The sequence below is a fragment of the Mesorhizobium sp. 1B3 genome (assembly GCF_050958605.1).
Classification (GTDB): Bacteria; Pseudomonadota; Alphaproteobacteria; order Rhizobiales; family Rhizobiaceae.
This window is the reverse complement of the sequence record NZ_JBJHDO010000018.1, coordinates 71,799-91,687: the sequence shown is the minus strand read 5'-3', so window position 1 is coordinate 91,687 and position 19,889 is coordinate 71,799. Positions and strand designations below refer to the sequence as shown.

At 64.3% G+C, this 19,889-nt stretch carries 15 protein-coding genes; 11 read left to right on the top strand and 4 right to left on the bottom strand.

Annotated elements, in window-relative coordinates:
• Window positions 1–31: 31 nt before the first annotated feature.
• Window positions 32–2,767, bottom strand: coding sequence for an HAD-IC family P-type ATPase (locus tag ACCO56_RS30860; protein WP_433644783.1), 2,736 nt, complete (start codon window positions 2,765–2,767; stop codon window positions 32–34).
• A gap of 168 nt (window positions 2,768–2,935) precedes the next feature.
• Here ACCO56_RS30860 and ACCO56_RS30855 point away from each other — a divergent pair, with 168 nt between their 5' ends.
• Window positions 2,936–4,774 carry a heavy metal translocating P-type ATPase gene (locus ACCO56_RS30855; protein ID WP_433644782.1) on the top strand — a complete coding sequence of 613 codons (1,839 nt, stop codon included), beginning with the start codon at window positions 2,936–2,938 and terminating at the stop codon, window positions 4,772–4,774.
• A gap of 3 nt (window positions 4,775–4,777) precedes the next feature.
• Here ACCO56_RS30855 and ACCO56_RS30850 read toward each other — a convergent pair whose 3' ends face one another.
• Window positions 4,778–5,434 carry a CBS domain-containing protein gene (locus ACCO56_RS30850; protein ID WP_433644781.1) on the bottom strand — a complete coding sequence of 219 codons (657 nt, stop codon included), beginning with the start codon at window positions 5,432–5,434 and terminating at the stop codon, window positions 4,778–4,780.
• Window positions 5,435–5,706: 272 nt separating this feature from the next.
• Here ACCO56_RS30850 and ACCO56_RS30845 point away from each other — a divergent pair, with 272 nt between their 5' ends.
• Both ACCO56_RS30845 and ACCO56_RS30840 read left to right on the top strand, forming a co-directional pair.
• Window positions 5,707–6,657, top strand: a complete 951-nt coding sequence (locus tag ACCO56_RS30845) for a flagellin (RefSeq protein ID WP_433644780.1) — start codon at window positions 5,707–5,709, stop codon at window positions 6,655–6,657.
• A gap of 262 nt (window positions 6,658–6,919) precedes the next feature.
• Window positions 6,920–7,837: a flagellin gene (locus ACCO56_RS30840; RefSeq protein WP_433644779.1), complete on the top strand. Its 918-nt coding sequence runs from the start codon at window positions 6,920–6,922 to the stop codon at window positions 7,835–7,837.
• A 14-nt stretch (window positions 7,838–7,851) separates the two neighbouring features.
• Here the strand turns inward: ACCO56_RS30840 and ahpF are convergent, their stop codons facing one another.
• Together ahpF and ahpC are read right to left on the bottom strand one after the other, a co-directional pair.
• On the bottom strand, window positions 7,852–9,429 hold the full coding sequence (gene ahpF, locus ACCO56_RS30835; RefSeq protein WP_433644778.1) for an alkyl hydroperoxide reductase subunit F: 1,578 nt from the start codon (window positions 9,427–9,429) through the stop codon (window positions 7,852–7,854).
• A gap of 197 nt (window positions 9,430–9,626) precedes the next feature.
• The gene (gene ahpC, locus ACCO56_RS30830) at window positions 9,627–10,190 is read right to left on the bottom strand and encodes an alkyl hydroperoxide reductase subunit C (RefSeq protein WP_433644777.1); all 564 of its coding nucleotides are present in this window, start codon (window positions 10,188–10,190) and stop codon (window positions 9,627–9,629) included.
• A gap of 423 nt (window positions 10,191–10,613) precedes the next feature.
• Here ahpC and ACCO56_RS30825 point away from each other — a divergent pair, with 423 nt between their 5' ends.
• From ACCO56_RS30825 to ACCO56_RS30790, 8 genes are all read left to right on the top strand, one after another.
• Window positions 10,614–12,482 carry a TRAP transporter large permease subunit gene (locus ACCO56_RS30825; protein WP_433644776.1) on the top strand — a complete coding sequence of 623 codons (1,869 nt, stop codon included), beginning with the start codon at window positions 10,614–10,616 and terminating at the stop codon, window positions 12,480–12,482.
• 45 nt (window positions 12,483–12,527) lie between these two features.
• Window positions 12,528–13,538: a TRAP transporter substrate-binding protein gene (locus ACCO56_RS30820; RefSeq protein ID WP_433644775.1), complete on the top strand. Its 1,011-nt coding sequence runs from the start codon at window positions 12,528–12,530 to the stop codon at window positions 13,536–13,538.
• Between the two features lie 80 nt (window positions 13,539–13,618).
• Window positions 13,619–14,422: an SDR family NAD(P)-dependent oxidoreductase gene (locus ACCO56_RS30815; RefSeq protein WP_433644802.1), complete on the top strand. Its 804-nt coding sequence runs from the start codon at window positions 13,619–13,621 to the stop codon at window positions 14,420–14,422.
• Window positions 14,423–14,454: 32 nt separating this feature from the next.
• A complete protein-coding gene (locus ACCO56_RS30810; RefSeq protein ID WP_433644774.1) occupies window positions 14,455–15,300 on the top strand; it encodes an IclR family transcriptional regulator in 846 nt (281 codons plus the stop codon).
• The gene (locus ACCO56_RS30805; RefSeq protein ID WP_433644773.1) at window positions 15,297–16,466 is read left to right on the top strand and encodes an acetyl-CoA acetyltransferase; all 1,170 of its coding nucleotides are present in this window, start codon (window positions 15,297–15,299) and stop codon (window positions 16,464–16,466) included. The genes ACCO56_RS30810 and ACCO56_RS30805 overlap by 4 nt, the downstream gene beginning before the upstream one ends.
• On the top strand, window positions 16,463–18,094 hold the full coding sequence (locus ACCO56_RS30800; protein WP_433644772.1) for an acyl-CoA synthetase: 1,632 nt from the start codon (window positions 16,463–16,465) through the stop codon (window positions 18,092–18,094). The genes ACCO56_RS30805 and ACCO56_RS30800 overlap by 4 nt, the downstream gene beginning before the upstream one ends.
• A 13-nt stretch (window positions 18,095–18,107) precedes the next feature.
• Complete coding sequence (locus ACCO56_RS30795) at window positions 18,108–18,872, top strand: SDR family NAD(P)-dependent oxidoreductase (protein ID WP_433644771.1); 765 nt, start codon at window positions 18,108–18,110, stop codon at window positions 18,870–18,872.
• The gene (locus tag ACCO56_RS30790; protein ID WP_433644770.1) at window positions 18,869–19,717 is read left to right on the top strand and encodes a PCC domain-containing protein; all 849 of its coding nucleotides are present in this window, start codon (window positions 18,869–18,871) and stop codon (window positions 19,715–19,717) included. Before ACCO56_RS30795 ends, ACCO56_RS30790 begins: the two co-directional genes overlap by 4 nt.
• Window positions 19,718–19,889: the final 172 nt, after the last annotated feature.

Sequence of the window (19,889 nt, the reverse complement as noted above, 5' to 3'; positions counted from 1 at the left end):
CGGCACGAACGGAAGAAGGTCGATGCCACCATCAAAGCTGGAGCCAGCCCATCCGCCGCGCGATCTGCTTCTCGATTTCCAGAACGATCATCATCACCACGCCGGTGGCCACGATCAGGACGCCGTCGACAAAAGCAACGGGCCGGCTGTCGAAGAGTTCGTGCATGAAGGGGAGATAGGTAAAGGCGAGCTGCGCCACGACCACGACGGCGATCGCCGCCAGCACCGCCGGCGTTCCGAGCGCGCCGCGCCAGTTGAACGAGGTCATGTGGAGATAGCGCACGTTGAACAGGTAAAAGATCTCCAGGACGACGATGGTGTTCACGACCATGGTGCGGGCCGTCTCAACGTCGTAGCCCCGGTGGAGTGCGTAGAAGAAGATCGCAAGCGAGATCACCAGGAACAGGAACGAGACGAAAACCACGCGCCAGATCATGAAGGACGTGAGCAATCCCTGGCCGGCCGACCGCGGCTTGCGACGCATCACGTTCGGCTCGGCCGGTTCGAAGGCGAGGACAAGGCCGAGCGTCGCCGTCAAAAGCAGATTGATCCACAGAATTTGGACAGCCGACATCGGCAGCGTGAAGTTCAACAGGATGGCAGCGATCACCGTCAACACCTCGCCGCCATTGGTGGGCAAGGTCCAGGCGGTCACCTTGCGGATGTTGTCATAAACGACCCGGCCTTCGTGGACCGCCGCGACGATCGAAGCGAAATTGTCGTCGAGAAGCACCATCTGGGCAGCTTCGCGCGCCGCGTCGGTGCCTTTGTGCCCCATGCCGATGCCGACATCGGCCTGCTTCAGGGCCGGCGCATCGTTGACGCCGTCCCCGGTCATCGCCACCACCGCGCCGGTCGACTGTAGGGCCCGCACGATGCGCAGCTTGTGTTCGGGGCTGGTGCGAGCGAACACCGCCGTGCCGGTCACCACATCGGATAGATCGGCGTCGGAGATGGCGTCGAGATCGCGACCGGTCAGGACATGAGGGTCCTCGTCGAGCCCGAGCTGGCGTGCGATCGCGGCGGCGGTCTCACCGTGGTCGCCTGTGACCATCTTCACGGCAATGCCGGCTGCGTGACATTCGGCGATTGCCGCGATCGCCTCGTCGCGCGGCGGGTCGATGATACCGACGAGGCCGAGGAAGACCAGCCCCTCGTCCATGTCCGGAAAGTCTATCCGCCGGGTCAAGCGTGCGACCCGCTTCGTCGCAAATCCGAGCACGCGTTCGCCTTCCCGAGCGGCGGCCGCGATCTGCTCGTGCCAATAGGCTTCATCGAGCGGGATCGGACCCCGGCGATCGGCTTCCAGCCGGCACAGACGGAGGAGTTCGTCCGGCGCGCCCTTGACGAAAACCCGCCGGCTTCCGTCGGCTGCCTGATTCAACGTGGCCATGAAGCGATGCCTGGCGTCGAAGGGAATGGCATCGAGCCGGGGCCAGCGGGCGCGCGTGGTGTCGGCGTCGAGGCCGGCCTTGGCGGCGAGAACGACTAGCGCGCCTTCCATGGGATCGCCCGCCACAGTCCACGCGTCGTGATCGTGCCGAAGCTCGGCGTCGTTGCAGAGGAGGCCTGCAAGCGCGAGCTCGCGAGCGGCCACGCCCAGGTCGTCAGCCGCGCCCTCGTCAGGCGAGTGCTCGAGGTTTCCGGCAGGCTCGTAGCCGGTGCCGGACACCGTCACCGTCCCGTCGGCAAGCACCAGGCGTCGCACCGTCATCTCGTTGCGCGTCAGCGTGCCGGTCTTGTCCGAGCATATGACCGATGTCGCGCCGAGCGTTTCCACCGCAGGCAATTGGCGAATGGCGGCGTTGCGCCGCGCCATACGCTGCACGCCAATGGCGAGCGTGATCGTGATGACGGCGGGCAAGCCTTCGGGAACGACGCCCACGGCAAGTGCAACCACCACGATGAGAGCGTCGGTGGGATCATAGCCGCGAAGCGCGACTGCGAAGACGAAGAGAGTGGCAGCTGCGGCAATAGCCAGCCAGGTGATCTGCCTGCCGAAGCGGTTGATCTGGCGAAGCAGCGGCGTCGTCATGGGCTGAACGTCGCTGAGCAGCGTGCTGATGCGCCCGATTTCGGTGCTGGCGCCAGTGGCCACGACGACGCCGATGCCCTGACCGGCGGCGGCAAGGGTGCCCGAATAGGCCATCGAACGGCGGTCGCCCAGCGCGGCATCGGCCGGCACAGGGGCAGCCTGCTTTTCCGCGGCGACGGACTCGCCCGTCAGGATCGCCTCCTCGACAAGCAGCGCGTGGGTATCCACCAGACGAAGGTCGGCGGGCACGCGGTCGCCGCCTTCCAGGAGCACGACGTCGCCCGGCACGAGGGTGTCGGCCGGCAGGCTGACGCGGCGCCCGTCCCGCAACAGGTGGGCATGAGGAGACACTAGTCCGCGGATGGCGTCGAGAGCCTTCTCGGCCCTGCCTTCCTGGACGAAACCGACGATTGCATTGACCAGGACCACCGCGACGATGACGGCTGCGTCCACATGGTGGCCCAGAAAGAAAGCGGTGGCCGCGGCGGCGAGCAGGAAATAGATCAGGGCATTGTTGAACTGAGAGAAGAAGCGCAGGAGCGGATGGCGCCCGGTCGCCTGCTTCAACTCGTTGGGACCGTAGCGGGCGAGGCGCTGCTGGGCTTCCTCCGTCGTCAGGCCATTCGCGCTGCTTGCTACATCGCCAAGAACTTCATCGATGCTGCGCGAATGGAAGTCTGATCGGCCCTCTACCAAGGCGTTTCGGCGTGCGGCTGGGGTCGGTTTGTCCATCGTCGCTCGTGCGTTCTCATGTCCTCGTTGAGCCTGTTCACCCCTGTTTGGGGAAACTGTAGCCGAAGCTTCCTCGGGGCGTAAAGGCGCGGGCATTCGATAGGTCTTTTCCATTTTTCGTGGTTTATTGCCGCTGCGCCGGGTTGGGGCGCGGACGGAGAGGACGACATGCGAGTTCCACTATCGGCCGTGCTCAACTTCAGGAGCCTCCTCGTCGCGGTCGCAGTCGTCGGGCTGGCGGCCGGTGCACTCTCCTGGATCGCGGGACGGCCGGATTGGGCCGGCTGGATTTGGGCCGCCGGCACGGTTCCCGTTCTCGTGGCATTGATCGGCGAGATCGTCGTCAGCCTGAGCAGAGGGCAAGTGGGGCTCGATCTCGTCGCCGCGCTTTCCATGACGGCGGCCCTGGCTTTCGGCGAGCCGCTTGCAGGCAATGTGGTGGCGCTCATGTATGCGGGCGGCCAATTGCTCGAGGCCTATGCCGAAAGGCGAGCCCAGCGGGAGATGACGGCGCTTCTCGGGCGCGTGGCCCGCACCGCCATGAGGCGGACAGGCGAGACGCTGGAGGAGGTTCCTATCGAGGAGCTCGTCGTTGGCGATCGTATCCTCGTACGTCACGGCGAGGTCGCGGCGGTGGACGGGGTGCTGGCGTCGGTCGATGCCCTCGTCGACCAATCGGCCCTGACCGGGGAAAGCGTGCCGGTGGGCAAAAAGGCGGGAGACGAAATACTCAGCGGCTCTACGAATGTCGGCGACGCGTTCGAGCTCGATACTTCGCGACCTGCCGCGGAAAGCACCTATGCCAACATCGTGCGCCTGGTGGAGCAGGCACGTGAAAGCAAGGCGCCGAGCGTCCGCATCGCAGATCGTTACGCGATATGGTTCCTGCTCCTGACGCTTGTCATCGCCGGCGTCGCCTGGTGGGCGTCTGGCGACCGCATCCGGGCGCTTGCCGTGCTCGTTGTTGCGACGCCGTGCCCGTTGATCCTCGCCCTGCCGGTTGCGATCATCTCGGGGATGTCGCGAGCAGCCAAGTTCGGGGTTCTCATCAAGAGCGGCGGCGCGATCGAGGCGCTCGCCAAGGTCCGCACCGCCATCCTGGACAAGACGGGGACACTTACTTTCGGTCAGGCGACGATCAGCGACATCAGGACGATCGAAGGCTGGAACGGCGACGAGATGCTGCGGCTCGCGGCATCGCTCGACCAGGCTTCCAATCATGTGGTCGCCGAGGCGCTGGTGGCCGATGCGCGTCGGCGCGGGCTACAATTGTCGCGGCCCACGAAAGTGAGCGAGCAGGCGGGCACGGGTGTTTCCGGCATTGTCGACGGGCGTGCCTTAATCATCGGCGGCAGCCGTTTCGTACGCGACCGCAGCAGGAGTGGCGACCCCTACGCGCTGCGCCAGGGCGTTCCCGAAGGCGCCGCCGTTGTAGCGGTCTCCGTCGACGGCGCTGTGGTAGGGATCATCGTGCTTGCCGACCGTATCCGACCCGACGCGCCGGCCATGCTGGCCGCGTTCCGCGAAGCGGGGATCGAGCGGGTGGTGCTCGCCTCCGGTGACAGACAGGATGTGGTCGCGACCATTGCGCGCCAGCTTGGCATCGCAGAGGCGCATGGCGAGCTGGACCCAGCGGCGAAGGTCGCGGTAGTGGGCAAGGAACGCGAGCGGGCGACGGTTATGATGGTGGGCGACGGCGTCAACGACGCGCCGGCGCTGGCCAGCGCCGATGTGGGCGTCGCCATGGGCGCGCGCGGCTCGGCGGCATCGTCGGAAAGCGCCGACATCGTTCTCCTCGTCGACCGCCTCGACAATCTGACAATGGCGGTGCGTGTCGCGCATCGTACGCGGCGCATCGCGATGCAAAGCGTCCTGGTCGGGCTTGGCCTGTCGGTTGCCGCGATGGTGATCGCGGCCTTCGGCTACCTGCCGCCGGTCGCGGGCGCGCTGACGCAGGAGGCTATCGACATCGCGGTCATACTGAATGCTCTGAGGGCGTTGCGGTAGATTTCACTCCGCGTCCGCGAAATGCTCGATTACGCCTTTCACGCCGCGCACGCCATCGGCCACGACTCGGGCCGCCTTGCGGCAATCTTCTCCCTCGACATTTCCCCACAGGTGGACCAGCCCGTCGGCGACGGTGACGGAGATGTTCATCCTGGCAAGGCCGGTGCTTTCGTCCAGGCGGGCGAGAATGCTGCGGCGGATCGCCTCGTCTCCGGGAGCAGTGGCGTCGAGCCTCGCGGATGCCACGGCGCGCAACAGGTCGGCGCGGCTGACGATGCCGACAAGCCGGCCGTCCCGCGCGACCGGAACGCGCTTGATATCGTTCTCCTCCATCAAGGTGGCAACGCGCGCCAGATCCGTATCCTCGTCCACGACGACGAGCCGATCGCTCATCACGTCGCCGACCTTCCAGGCATGGGCCTTCACATAGGCGCGCGCCTGTTCCTCGGGCGACCGGCGATGGCCGGCAAGCGCATCGAGCCCAAGTTCGGAGCGGCGCAGCAGATCGCCTTCGCTGATGATGCCGACCAGCTCGCCGCTGTCATCGATCACCGGCAGGCCGCTGACATGATTGTCGAGCATGATCTCCGCCGCGTGGCGGACGCTATGGTCGGGCGTGACCGTGACGACCTTCGTGGTCATGACATCGCTGGCTTTCATGATGGCTCCGGGTCCCGATGGTGGAGCGGGAATTCTCATCGCGGGATCCGGGTGCGTCAAGCCGAGGCTCCACCGTATTGCCGGATGGTTTCGCAGCCGCATGTGCACCGATCCGATTTGGTCGGGTTACGCTTTGTTTACCAAGCTCGTTTACCTTGAAACTCGTTCGCCGGCCCATGTCGTTTGCCCGGCGACCGTGTTTTTACCGGCCATGAGGCGGCCGGGTCGAGTGCCGGCCATGATGGGCCCGGACTTCCAGGCAAGGAACTATCATGACGAGCATCCTGACCAACGTGTCGGCTATGACGGCTCTCCAGAGCCTTCAGTCTACCAACAAGAATCTCGAGACGACACAGGGCCGCATTTCGACCGGCCTGCGCGTCGCGGAAGCCAAGGACAATGCCGCCTATTGGTCGATCGCGACCTCGATGCGCTCCGACAACTCTTCGCTGTCGACGGTGAAGGATGCGCTCGGCTTCGGCGCCGCCCAGGTCGACACGGCCTATACCGGCACCAATGCCGCCCACAAGGTCCTCACGCAGATCAAGGACAAGATCATCTCGGCCATGGCGCCCGGCCTGGACAAGGCCAAGATCCAGAGCGAGATCGAGGAACTGCAGGGGCAGCTCAAGAGCATCGCCGATTCCGCCTCCTTCGCTGGCGAGAACTGGCTGTCGGTGAAGTCCGACGAGACCGACTACATTGCCAGCAAGGAGATCGTCGCTTCCTTCACGCGCGGTGCGGGTGGAAACATCTCCGTCGGCACGCTGACGATCGACACGAGCCAGACCAAGCTGTTCGACGCCACCACCGCTACGGGGTCGGGAGTCGTCAAGGGCCTGCTCGATTCCGACATCTCTGTTGCCGATGCCGGCAGTCCGCCGGCATACAGCGCCTTCACCTTCTCGATCGCCACGCTGGACGTCTCGGCGATCGATCCGAACGCGCTCGAAGCAGTCGTCAATGAAGTCGTCAAGGTCGCCGGAAAGCTCGAGACTTCCGCCGCCACCTTGGGCGCGGCCAAGACCCGCATCGACCTGCAGAACGAGTTCATCGGGTCGCTGCGCGATGCCATCGATCGCGGCGTGGGCACGCTGGTCGACGCCGACATGAACCAGGAGTCGACCCGGCTTCAGGCGCTGCAGGTCCAGCAGCAGCTCGGCATCCAGGCGCTGTCCATCGCCAACAGCGCCGTCCAGAGCGTCATGAGGCTCTTCCAGTAAGCTTACAGGTAAATTGGAACCGGGCCGCAGCAATGCCGGCCCGGTTCATTGCGTGATATCTTTCTGAGTTCGCCACCAGGGGTTAAGTTTCCGTTCCGCCCGGCGTTGCCCGTAAACGTTTTGTTAACCATGCCTGCTTAGGGTTAGATGTGCTCGCCGGGGCAATTCAGTAGCCGGGCGAGGCCTGATTTCGTGCCGGCCATGTCTGGGTCGGTCGCTCTGCCGGCCATGTCGGGCCGGATCCCCAAAAGGCATTGCATATATGACGAGCATTTTGACCAACGTCTCGGCGATGACGGCGCTGGCCAGCCTTCAGGCGACGAACAAGGCGCTGGAGACCACGCAGTCGCGCATCTCGACGGGCCTGCGCGTCGCCGAGGCCAAGGACAACGCCGCTTATTGGTCGATCGCGACCTCGATGCGTTCCGACAACTCTTCGCTGTCGACAGTGAAGGACGCGCTCGGCTTCGGAGGCGCCCTCGTCGACACGGCCTATACTGGCACCAACGCCGCCCTCAAGGTCGTCAACCAGATCAAGGACAAGCTCCTCTCGGCCAAAACGCCGGGGATGGACAAGACCAAGATCCAAAGCGAAATCGATCAGCTTCAGGATCAGTTGAAGAGCATCGCCGATTCGGCGTCATTCTCCGGCGAGAATTGGCTGTCGGTCGATTCGACGGCCGACTTCAATCCCGAGCGGCAGATCGTCGCCTCCTTCACCCGCGGCGCCAACGGCAATATCAGCGTCGGCATGCTGACGGTCGATGTGAATGCCTCCAAACTGTTCGACAAGAATGCCGATAACGACGAGAAAGGATTGCTCGACAAGCAGGTCTCGCCGTCGACAGGCGTGGCTTTCTCCGTTGTCGACTTCGATATCACCGCCACTGGGGCGGCTTCCGTCGACGACATGCTCAACCACATCAATGCCGCGTCGAGAGCCTTGGAGACTTCTGCGGCCACGCTTGGCGCGGCCAAGACGCGCATAGACCTGCAGGACGAGTTCATCGGCGCCCTGCGTGACGCCATCGACCGCGGCGTCGGCACCTTGGTCGACGCCGACATGAACGAGGAGTCGACCCGCCTTCAGGCCTTGCAGGTCCAGCAGCAGCTCGGCATCCAGGCGCTGTCCATCGCCAATAGCGCCGTTCAGGGCATCATGAAGCTGTTCCAGCAGTAAGAGCTGGAGCAGCGTCACGCAGCTTGAGTCTGCTCTTCGGGCGCCGAGGTTCGGATCAGGTGGTCGAAGGCTGAAAGCGAGGCCTTCGCGCCTTCGCCGACAGCGATCACGATCTGTTTGTAGGGCACGGTCGTGCAGTCGCCCGCGGCGAACACACCGGGCACCGAGGTCTGTCCGTTCTGGTCCACGACGATCTCGCCGCGCGGCGAGAGCTCGAGGGTCCCCCTCAGCCACTCGGTGTTGGGCAGGAGCCCGATCTGCACGAAGATACCTTCGACCGCGAGCGCGTGCATACGGCCGTCACCACGGCTTTCATAGTTGAGGCCGGTCACCCGCCCGCCGTCGCCCAGCACTTCGGTCGTGCGCGCGGAGGTGATGACGGTGACATTGGGCAGGCTGCGCAGCTTGCGCTGCAGCACGTCGTCGGCGCGCAGCTTGCCGTCGAACTCGACGAGTGTGACATGGCTGACGATGCCGGCGAGATCGATCGCCGCCTCGACGCCCGAATTGCCGCCGCCGATGACCGCCACGCGCTTGCCCTTGAACAGCGGGCCATCGCAATGCGGACAATAGGCGACGCCCTTGTTCCTGTAGAGCTCCTCGCCCGGGACGTTCATCTGCCGCCAGCGCGCGCCGGTCGACAAAATGACAGTCTTCGACTTGAGCGTAGCGCCGCTGGTGAGCTCGACCTCGAAGAGCTCGCCTCCGACCGAAAGCTTTTCGGCGCGCTGCAGGTTCATCACCTCGACCGGATAGTCCTTCACATGCTGTTCGAGCGCCGTGACGAAGGCCGGCCCCTCCGTATGAGGGACGGAGATGAAGTTCTCTATCGCCATCGTGTCGAGCACCTGGCCGCCGAACCGCTCCGCAGCGATGCCGGTGCGGATACCCTTGCGCGCGGCATAGATGGCGGCCGCCGCTCCGGCGGGTCCACCGCCTACGACCAGGACGTCGAAGGGTTCCTGGCTGTTCAGCCTCTCCGCCGTGCGTTTGGAGGCGCCCGTGTCGATCCTGGCGAGGATCTGCTCGACTTCCATGCGGCCCTGACCGAACATCTCGCCGTTGAGATAGACTGATGGCACCGACATGATCTGGCGTTCGGCCACCTCCTCGGGGAAGACCGCACCGTCTATTGCGATATGCGTCACGTTGGGATTGAGCACCGCCATCAGGTTCAGTGCCTGCACCACATCGGGGCAGTTCTGGCACGATAGCGAGAAATAGGTCTCGAAGCGGAACTCGCCCTCGAGGCGCTTGATCTGATCGATCACGGCTTGCTCGACGCGCGGAGGATGGCCGCCCACCTGCAGGAGCGCCAGCACGAGGGATGTGAATTCATGGCCCATCGGCACGCCAGCAAATTGCAGGCCGATGTCCTGACCAGGGCTGGTGAGGGCGAAGGAGGGCGCCCGTTCGTCGGGTTGGCGCTCCTCGACGACCTCGATCTTGTCGCACAGTGCGGGCAGTGCCTGAAGCAGTTCCATCAGCTCCCGCGACTTGGCGCCGCTGTCGACATTGGCCACGATCCGCACGGGGCGGACGACGTTTTCGAGATAGGTTTTGAGCTGCGTCTTGAGGGCGTCGTCCAGCATCGTCAGGCTCCATGTCCGACGGCGTCCCGGCGACGGCGGTCCGCGGCGGGATCGAGCCACCTGCCGGGGCGGCGCCGGAGCTGCCATTCTTGTTTCTTGTTTCGCCGCACGCGAGGTCGGATCTCCGCGTACGGCGATGACGGTGAAGGCTTCAGGCCGCCTCGCCAGGCATGGCGCCTGGCCGGCCGGGCAAGCGGTCAGATTTTGCCGACAAGCTGCAGCGAAGGGGCGAGCGTCTTCTCGCCTTCCTGCCACTTGGCGGGGCAGACCTCGCCCGGATGGGCACGCACATATTGGGCGGCCTTGACCTTTCGCAACAGATCCGTGGCGTCACGGCCGATGCCCTCCGCCGTCACTTCCATGGCCTGGATGATGCCGTCGGGATCGACCACGAAGGTGGCCCGGTCGGCAAGGCCCTGGCCCTCGCGCATGACGCCGAAATTGTTGGTGATCACGCCGGCCGGGTCGCCGATCATGGTGTACTGCACCTTGCCGATCGTCTCGGAGCTGTCGTGCCAGGCCTTGTGGGTGAAGTGCGTATCGGTGGAGACCGAATAGATCTCGACGCCGAGGCGCTGAAATTCGCCATAGTGGTCGGCGACGTCACCCAGCTCGGTCGGGCAGACGAAGGTGAAGTCGGCCGGGTAGAAGAAGAAAACGGCCCACTTGCCCATCACGTCGGTGTCCGTCACCTCGATGAATTTACCCTGTTTGAAAGCCTGAGCCTTGAATGGCTTGATGGGAGTGTTGATGAACGACATGACGGCTCCTGCTTGGATTGTGCGATGCGCAAAATGTCTTCGCAATGCAACATGGGGAGGTCTCGTCGTTAAATGAAACGGATGCGAGTCTCAAGGTGGATAGACCTTCTCCGTCGGGTTCAGGCACACGCAAAACGCCGCAGCCAGAGGCGGGCCATGGCGTGTCCAGAAGCTCCCATGTAGATCGGCATAGATCAACATGATCCATTATGTGGACCTATGAAAATCTCATAAAGCTAGCAGTATCAAATGTTTAAAAAAAACAGTTGCGCGTCTAAAATCATTGATCTGTATTGTGGACTATCTCGACGCACCCTAGGGGAGTGCCGAAAATCGCAGCCTGCGCCTGCTTGGAAGGAGCCAGTGCGTCCGTTCGAGGTCGCGCTGAGTGGACAGGCTGCCGTTTCGACGGAGGAGACACGCATGAACGCAGCCACGGACGAGATAAATGACTTCGCCGTTCCGGCGGAGACGCTGGAGGCGAAGCCGGGCTCGGCACTCATGAAGCCGGTCGAGGTGATCTCAGCCGGGCTTCTTGTGTCGATCATCGGCATGCTGCTGACGGGCGTGGTTTCCCGATACGTTTTTTCGCGGCCGATCGTGTGGATCGACGAGGCCTCGTCCATCGCCTTCCTGTGGCTCGCCATGCTGGGCACGGCGATCGCCATCGACCGCAGCGAGCATCTCAGGCTCACCATGTTCCTGGGCTTGCTGGACGAACGCAAGCGACAGTTCGCCGAGACGCTCGGCCTGGTGCTGATCGGCGCCTTCATCCTCGTCCTGTTGCCGGCCGGCTACGAATATGCGGTAGGCGAGATGGAGATAACGTCGTCGGCGCTCAACATCCCCGTCGGCTACCGGGTTTCAGCCATCGCTATCGGCATGGCGCTCATGCTGGCGCTGGTCTGCTCACAGGTCGTAAAATCGGCCAAACTCTCCGACTTGGCCGGCGCCGTCGCGATCGTAGCCCTGATTGCTGCCACGCTCTGGTTTTTGTCGCCGGCGCTGAAGTCACTCGGCAACCTCAACATCCTCATCTTCCTGATCGGCGGCGCCGCGCTCTGTCTGATGCTGGGCGTGCCCATCGCCTTCTGCTTCGGCATCGCGACCCTCCTCTTTCTCGGCTTCACCACGTCGATGCCGCTGGTTGTCATGATCAGCCGCATGGACGAGGGGATGTCGAGCCTGATCCTGCTGTCGGTGCCGGTCTTCGTCCTTCTCGGCTGCATCCTCGATGCAACCGGCATGGGCAAGGCCATTGTCGGCTTTCTCGCCTCGCTGCTCGGTCATGTGAAGGGCGGCATGTCCTTCGTGCTGCTCGGCTCGCTGTTTCTGGTGTCCGGCATCTCCGGCTCGAAAGTGTCCGACATGGCGACCGTCGCGCCTGCGCTCTTTCCGGAGATGAAGCGTCGCGGCCACAAGCCCAAGGAGATGATCGCGCAGCTCGCGACCGGTGCGGCCATGGCCGACACCGTGCCGCCCAGCATCGTGCTCATCGTTCTCGGCTCCGTGGCGGGCGTCTCGATCGCGGCGCTGTTTACCAGCGGCTTCGCGATCGCCATCGTCCTCCTGCTCGTTCTGGCGGTTCTGGCCCGCTTCAAGGCGCAGGGCGAGAATGTCGGCGACATGCGCCGCGCCTCCATGGCGGTGATCGGCAAGACCGCGCTCATCGCCGCGCCCGCCCTGGTGCTGCCCTTCATCATTCGCAGTGCGGTGAGTAGCGGTGCGGCGACCGCCACCGAAGTGTCCACCATCGCAGTGCTCTATGCCTTCATCATCGGTGTCGTGCTTTATGGCGGCATCAGCCTGCGCAAGCTCTACGCCATGCTGGTCGAGACGGCGGCCATGAGCGGGGCGATCCTGCTGATCCTCGGCACGGCCGCCGCCATGGCTTGGGCGCTCACCCAGACCGGCTTCGCTTTCCAGCTGCGCGACATGCTGAGTGGGCTGCCCGGCGGCTGGTTCACCTTCATGCTCGTGTCCATCGGGCTGTTCTTGCTGCTCGGCTGCGTGCTCGAGGGGCTCCCGGCCATCGTTCTCCTGGCGCCGATCATGTTCCCGATCTCGCGGGCCGTCGGCATCAACGACATCCACTATTCGATGGTGATCGTCACCGCGATGAACATCGGCCTGATGGCTCCGCCCATCGGCGTCGGGTTCTACATCGCCTGCAAGATCGGCAACGTGTCGCCCGACGAGGCCATGGGCGCGATCTGGCCCTATCTCGCCGCGATGGTGGTCGGCCTGTTGGCGATCGCCGCCGTGCCGTGGTTCTCGCTGGCCTTCCTATAGACCGGCGAAAACGAGAAGACATTCAACAAGGAGGAGACCTCAGGAATGAACATCACCCGCCGCACCATGTTGGTCGGCACCGGCGCGATCGCGCTGGGCGCCGCCATCCACACCAAGGCCCGTGCGGCCGAATTCACCTACAAATTCGCCAACAACCTGCAGCCGGCACACCCGCTCAACGTGCGGCTCCAGGAGGCCACCGCCAAGATTCTCGAGGAAACCGGCGGCCGGTTGCAGATCAATGTTTTTCCCGCCAGTCAGCTGGGCAACGACACCGAGACGCTGTCGCAGCTGCGCAACGGCGCGACGGAGTTCTTCTCACTGTCGCCGCTTATCCTATCGACGCTGGTGCCCAATGCCGCCATCAGCGGCATCGGCTTCGCCTTCCCGGATTATGAGACGGTCTGGAAGGCGATGGACGGCGAGCTCGGCGCCTATTCGCGCGCCGAGATCGAGAAGAAGGGCCTCGTGCCCATGGAGAAGATCTGGGACAACGGCTTCCGCCAGATCACCAGCTCCAACAAACCGATCAACTCGCCCGAGGATCTGAAGGGCTTCAAGATCCGCGTCCCGCCGAGCCCGCTGTGGCAATCCATGTTCACTGCCTTCGGGTCGTCGCCGACGACGATCAATTTCGCGGAGGTCTACACCGCCCTTTCGACCGGCATCGTGGACGGGCAGGAGAACCCGCTGGCCATCGCCTCCACCTCGAAGCTCTATGAGGTGCAGAAGCATTGCGCGATGACCAATCACATGTGGGACGGCTTCTGGTTCCTGGCCAACAAGACGGCCTGGGAGACCCTGCCCGAGGATATCCGTGAGATCGTTGCCAAGAACCTCAACGCTTCTGCTGTCGACCAGCGTGCCGATACCGAGAAGCTCAACGAGACGGTTCGGGAAGAGCTGACGAAGAACGGCATGTCCTTCACGGACCCCGACAAGGACGCGTTCCGCCAGACGCTGAAATCGGCCGGCTTCTATGCGGACTGGAAAGGCAAGTTCGGCGACGACGCCTGGGCCATATTGGAGAAGGCGGTCGGCGCAAGCCTGGGCTGATCCTTCCTCCGCCCAAACCGGAAGAACCAGAACCGCCGCGCTCCGGCGCGGCGGATACTCTCTTGCACCTGAGGGAAACCGTGCCTGACCGTGTGAAAGGAAAAGTCGCCATCGTCTTCGGCGCCGGCTCGTCGGGGCCAGGCTGGGGCAACGGGAAGGCGGCAGCCGTTCTCTATGCCAGGGAGGGGGCGGCGGTGGCCTGCGTCGATCTCCACGCGAAAGCGGCCGAAGAGACCGCTGGCATCATTGCCGGGGAGGGTGGCAGGACGATTGCCGTCGCCGCCGACGTGACCGACCCAACCTCGGTGGAGAAGGCCGTGGAAACGACGTCCGAAGCTCTCGGAACGATCTCCATCCTGCACAACAATGTCGGCGTAACCCACATGGGCGGACCGGCGGACCTCAGCGAAGAGCAGTTCCAGCTTTCGGTCGACCTCAATCTGGGCTCGGTCTACCGCACCACCAAGGCGGTCATCCCGCAGATGGTCGAAGCGGGCGAAGGCGCGATCGTCAACATCTCCTCACTCGCTGGAATCCGGTGGACCGGCTATCCCTATTTCGCCTACTACGCGACCAAGGCTGCGGTGAATCAGGCCACTGTGGCCATCGCCATCCAATATGCGTCGCGGGGCATCCGTGCCAATTGCGTGATGCCGGGTCTCATCGACACCCCGCTCATCTACAAGCAGATCTCGTCGCAATACGCTTCCGTGGAGGAAATGGTAGCAGCGCGCAGCGCCGCCGTTCCCGGCGGCAAGATGGGCGACGCCTGGGATATCGCGCATGCCGCGCTCTTCCTCGCATCCGACGAGGCGAAATTCATCAATGGCGTCTGCCTGCCGGTCGATGGCGGTCAGAGCTGCACCGTCGCGGGGCTGCGCTGATGTCGCTGAAGCCCGTCGTTTCGGAAAAGGACATGACTGGTTCCCAGAGCGTGGATCGCGCGCTGAGGCTCCTTTCGCTCGTCGGCCGCCAGGCGGAACGCGGCATGGCCCTCAACCAGATCGTGGCGGAAGGGGGCTTCAACAAGCCGACGACCAGGCGGCTGCTTCTTGCCCTGATGCGCGCCGGCTTCATCGAGCAGGATCCGGCGGATCGGCGCTACTACATCGGCGAGGAGGCTTATGTGCTGGGCTCGCTCGCCTCCACGCGGTTCGGCCTGCTGCAGATGTCGATGGAAAGCCTCATCCGAATGTCGCGGAAGACCGAGGATTCCACCTTCCTGTCGATCCGGCGGGACACGCATTCGATCTGCCTGCATCGCGAGGAGGGTACTTATCCGATCCGTACCCATGCACTGCAGGCGGGTTTCGAACATCCCCTCGGCGTTGGCGCCGGCTCCCTCGCCATGCTGGCGGCGCTGAGCGATGACGAGATCGAGGTGGTGATCGCCCGCAACGCCACGATCCTGGAAGAGGAGTATCCGCGGCTGCCGCCCGATCAGATACGGCGCGACGTCCGCGCCACGCGGGCGCGCGGCTATTCGGTTAATCCCGGTCTCGTCTATGCCAATTCCTGGGGCATGGGCGTCGCGCTCAGATACCCCGACGGCAGGCTCGCCGGCGCGCTCAGCATCGCAGCCATCGACAGCCGCATGCAGGAGCAGCGCCAACTCGAGCTCGCTCCCATCCTGCGCGAGGAGGCGGCGCGCGTCGAGACGAAGCTGGCGGACATGTTCATGCGCGGGACGACCGAGCGGAATGCCGAAAGGACCAGGCCGCGCGCCCCTGTTCGTTTGAATACGAGGAGAATTGCGAGATGACGAAAGCGCAGATCGTCGGCTGGGCGCATTCCCAGTTCGGCAAGACCGACTATCCCGACACTGAGGCTCTGATGGCTTCTGTCGTGGCCCCAGCTCTTGCCCATGCGGGCGTCGAGGCGAGTCAGGTCGACGGCATCTTCGTCGGCGTGATGAATGGCGGGTTCTCCAAGCAGGAATTCCAGGGCGCGCTGGTGGGCATGGCGGTGCCCGAACTGGCGCAGGCGCCGTCGGTGCGGCTGGAGAACGCCTGCGCCACCGGTTCGGCGGCGATCTACACGGCCATGGACTTCATCGAATCCGGGCGCGGCCGTATCGCTCTCGTCGTCGGCGCGGAGAAGATGACGGCGGTGCCGACCGCCGAGGTGAGCGATATCCTGCTCGGCGGCAGCTACCGAAAGGAGGAGGCTGACGTGGAGGGTGGCTTCGCCGGCGTCTTCGGCCGCATCGCGCAACATTATTTCCAGCGCTACGGCGACCGCTCGGAAGAGCTTGCCATGATCGCGGCGAAGAACCACGCCAACGGCGTCGCCAATCCATTCGCCCATATGCGCAAGGATTTCGGCTTCGATTTCTGCAACACCGTTTCGGAGAAGAATCCCTTGGTCGCGGCGCCCCTGCGGCGGACCGACTGCTCGCTCGTGTCGGACGGCGCGGCGGCACTCGTGCTGGCCGATGCGGAAACGGCCGCGACACTCGAACGCGCCATCGGCTTTCGCGCCCGCAAGCACGTCAATGACGTTTTCGCCTTGAGCCGGCGCGACATGATCGATTTCGAAGGTCCGCGCCGCGCCTGGCAGGCAGCGCTTCAGGAGGCCGGCGTCACGCTGGACGACCTGTCCTTCGTCGAGACCCACGACTGTTTCACCGTGGCCGAGCTGATCGAATATGAGGCGATGGGCCTTGCGGCGCCGGGCGAGGGCTACAAGATCGTGCGCGACGGCACCACGGCCAAGGGCGGCCGCCTGCCGGTCAATCCGTCAGGGGGCCTGAAGTCCAAGGGACATCCCATCGGCGCGACCGGTGTCTCCATGCATGTCATTGCGGCCATGCAGCTCATGGGCGAGGCGGGCGACATGCAGGTTCCCGATGCCCGGCTTGCCGGCATCTTCAACATGGGCGGAGCCGCGGTCGCCAACTACGTCTCGATCATGGAGCGCGTGAAGTGACGTCAGCCAATCCCAAGGGCGGCGTGACGCCTTGCACCACGCGCGTCATGAACCTGTCTAACTTCCTCACGCAGGCGGCGCGCCGACACCCGGGGGGTCTCGCCCTGGTCTGGGGCGAGCGGCAGTGGACGTGGCGAGAGATGGAGGCGCGGGTCAACGCCATGGCCCATGCGTTCGTGCACGAGTTCGGCGTCGAGAGGGGCGATCGCATCCTGGTGCAGTCCGCCAATTGCAATCAGATGTTCGAAAGCATGTTCGCGGCGTTTCGCGTGGGCGCGGTGTGGGTGCCCGCCAATTTCCGGCAGACTCCGGACGAGGTAGCCTATCTCGCTGCATCGAGCGGCGCGACTTTGATGATCTGCCAGGCGGCGTTTCCGGGTCACGCCCGTATTTGTCGTGAGGCTACGGGCAATGTCCGCCATGTCGTATCGATCGGCGCGTCCGACTTCGGCGAGGACTACGACGCGGTCGTCGAACGCAATCTCGGAAAGGTCACGCCTGCTGCCGCGGTCGACCGGGACGATCCGTGCTGGTTCTTTTATACCTCCGGCACGACCGGCCGGCCCAAGGCAGCGGTGCTGACACATGGCCAGATGGCCTTCGTGATAACCAACCACAATGCCGATCTCTTTCCAGGCACCACGCATGAGGATCGGTCCATCGTCGTGGCCCCCCTTTCGCATGGCGCCGGCGTACACCAGCTCTGCCAGGTCGCGCGCGCCGTGACCACCATCCTGATGCCGTCGGAAAGGTTCGACATCGATGCTTTCTGGAGGTTGGTGGAGCGCTGGAAGGTCACGAACCTCTTCACCGTGCCCACCATCGTCAAGATGGTCGTCGAGGATCCCGCGGCTGACCGGTATGACCATTCCTCGCTGCGTTACGTCATCTATGCCGGCGCGCCTATGTACCGGGCCGATCAGAAGAAGGCGCTGGAAAAGCTGGGTGCAGTCCTCGTACAATATTTCGGGCTCGGCGAGGTGACTGGCGCCATCACCGTGCTGCCGCCCGCCTGGCACAGGCTGGAGGACGGGCCGGAGGCGCGCGTCGGGACCTGCGGGTTCGAGCGCACGGGCATGCAGCTCCAGATCCAGGACGACGACGGCAACGAGTTGCCGGTGGGGCAGACGGGCGAGATCTGCGCCATCGGCCCGGCCGTTTTCGCCGGCTATTACAACAACCCCGAGGCCAATGCGAAGTCGTTCCGCAACGGGTGGTTCCGCACCGGCGACCTCGGCCATGTCGACGAGCAGGGTTTCCTCTATATCACCGGGCGGGCCTCCGACATGTATATCTCCGGCGGCTCGAACGTCTATCCGCGCGAGGTCGAGGAGAAGCTGCTCACGCATCCCGCCCTGAGCGAGGTGGCGATCGTGGGCGTGCCCGACCCGTTCTGGGGCGAGGTGGGCATCGCGGTCTGCACGCTGAGACCGGGTTCCCGTGTCGACGGTCGCGAGCTTCACGCCTGGCTCGACGGCAAGGTGTCCCGCTACAAGCTGCCCAAGAAGTTCGTGTTCTGGGAGGAGATGCCCAAATCCGCTTACGGCAAGATCGCCAAGAAGCTCATCCGCGAAGAGCTGGAACGGCGCGGTGAACTTCTCGAACCTCTCGAAAAATCCACCGCCTGACAGGGAGCTCGCCATGGAAGAGAACAGCAGGTCGGCCGTCGTCACCGGCGGCGCTTCCGGAATAGGCTTCGAGATCGCCGCCGTGCTCAAGGAGAGGGGGTGGATGGTCTACCTCCTCGACCGCAACGCCGATGCCCTGCGCGAGGCCTGCTCAAATCTCGGCCTTGGGGAGAACCACGCCATTGCCTGCAGCGTAACGGACGAAAACGAGGTCGAGGCGGCCATCGCACGAGCCGCAGCCGATAGCCCGCTTGGTGCGGTGGTCAACTCGGCTGGCATTGGCATGGACAAGCCGGCGGTCGAGACCAGCGTCGAGGAATTTCGTCGCATCATAGATGTGAACTTGACCGGCACCTTCGTGGTTGCGCGAGCCGCGGCGCGCCATTGGATCGCCAACAGCCAGCCCGGCTCGATCGTCAACATCTCGTCGGTGTCGGGCATGATCGGAAACAAGGGACGCAGCGCTTACGGCTCTTCCAAAGGCGCGGTCAACATGCTGACGGCGATCCTCTCCACCGAGCTCGGACGCAGGAACATCCGTGTCAACGCCGTGGCGCCCGGCGCGGTCGACACACCGATGTCGCGGGCGGTGCATACCGAGGATGTGCGCGCCCAATGGTACGAGCGCATCCCGCAGGGCCGCTACGGAACCGCGCGCGAGATCGCCACGACGGTAGCCTTCCTGGTCTCGGATGATGCCGCCTATGTGAACGGCCAGGTGCTCGCAGTCGATGGCGGTTTCGTCAATGCGGGCCTGTCGGCGCGGGACGCCGCATGAGGACGATCCGTCATCCCGGCGAGCCGCTCGAGCCGCGCGTGCCCGCTGTGCCCTGTCGCGCGCGCAGGTTGGGGGTGACGTTCCGGCCGGGTGTCAGCGTGCTCAGCTCGGTGTCGCAAGCGCTAACGCCGCTCGGAATCGAAAGTGCGGTCGTCGAGATCAGCGGCGGGGCATTCGATCCGCTGGTCTATGTGATGCCGGCCGAATCGGACGACGGCGTGCATGCCGCCTGGTACAGCGAGACCCATGCGCCGGAGGGGAGGGCTGAGATCGAGGCCCTCAGCTTCACCTATGGCCGTCGCGACGGCGAGCCGTTCCTCCACTGTCATGGCGTCTGGCGTCATGCCGATGGACAGCGCCGCGCCGGCCATCTGATGCCTGGCGAAGCCTGTTTCGCCGAGCCGGTGGAAGCCACCGTCGTCGCGCTCTCCGGCGCGATCCTGGATCAGCTCGAGGATTCGGAGACCGAATTCCGCCTGTTCACGCCGGTGGTGCATGGCGGGTGGAGCCAGGAGAGCCGACGGGCCGTGCTCTGCCGTGTGAAGCCGAATGAAGAAATCTGCTCGTCCATCGAGCATACGGTTAAGGAACATGGCATCGAGCGCGCCAGCCTGCACGGCGTCGGCAGCCTGGTCGGCTGCGATTTCGCCGACGGCCAGCACATGGCCTCGATCGCCTCGGAGCTGTTCATTAGGCGGGGCTCGGTCCGGCGCGAGAACGGTGAGCCGGTGGCATCGCTGGATATTGCGATCGTCGACATCAATGGCAGAATCTTCGAGGGGGAGATCTTGCGTGGTCGCAATACGGTCTGCGTCACCTTCGAATTGCTGATCGTGGAGGTGTGACGCTGTCCGCTATTGGCCGTTCGCGCCTGCCCCTCACTGTCCTGCCGGACATCTCTCCCCGCACGCGGGGAGAGAGACGCTGGCCGCTCGGATTTCGCCAATCGGCAACGCAAAAGATTGGCGAAAGCAGCGACGCCATCGACTCTCTCCCCGCGTGCGGGGAGAGATGTCC

Coding starts and splice junctions, on each gene's coding strand:
- ACCO56_RS30860 (WP_433644783.1), bottom strand. CDS start 2,767: ATGGACAAACCGACCCCAGCCGCACGCCGAAACGCCTTGGTAGAGGGC.
- ACCO56_RS30855 (WP_433644782.1), top strand. CDS start 2,936: ATGCGAGTTCCACTATCGGCCGTGCTCAACTTCAGGAGCCTCCTCGTC.
- ACCO56_RS30850 (WP_433644781.1), bottom strand. CDS start 5,434: ATGAAAGCCAGCGATGTCATGACCACGAAGGTCGTCACGGTCACGCCC.
- ACCO56_RS30845 (WP_433644780.1), top strand. CDS start 5,707: ATGACGAGCATCCTGACCAACGTGTCGGCTATGACGGCTCTCCAGAGC.
- ACCO56_RS30840 (WP_433644779.1), top strand. CDS start 6,920: ATGACGAGCATTTTGACCAACGTCTCGGCGATGACGGCGCTGGCCAGC.
- ahpF (WP_433644778.1), bottom strand. CDS start 9,429: ATGCTGGACGACGCCCTCAAGACGCAGCTCAAAACCTATCTCGAAAAC.
- ahpC (WP_433644777.1), bottom strand. CDS start 10,190: ATGTCGTTCATCAACACTCCCATCAAGCCATTCAAGGCTCAGGCTTTC.
- ACCO56_RS30825 (WP_433644776.1), top strand. CDS start 10,614: ATGAACGCAGCCACGGACGAGATAAATGACTTCGCCGTTCCGGCGGAG.
- ACCO56_RS30820 (WP_433644775.1), top strand. CDS start 12,528: ATGAACATCACCCGCCGCACCATGTTGGTCGGCACCGGCGCGATCGCG.
- ACCO56_RS30810 (WP_433644774.1), top strand. CDS start 14,455: ATGACTGGTTCCCAGAGCGTGGATCGCGCGCTGAGGCTCCTTTCGCTC.
- ACCO56_RS30805 (WP_433644773.1), top strand. CDS start 15,297: ATGACGAAAGCGCAGATCGTCGGCTGGGCGCATTCCCAGTTCGGCAAG.
- ACCO56_RS30795 (WP_433644771.1), top strand. CDS start 18,108: ATGGAAGAGAACAGCAGGTCGGCCGTCGTCACCGGCGGCGCTTCCGGA.
- ACCO56_RS30790 (WP_433644770.1), top strand. CDS start 18,869: ATGAGGACGATCCGTCATCCCGGCGAGCCGCTCGAGCCGCGCGTGCCC.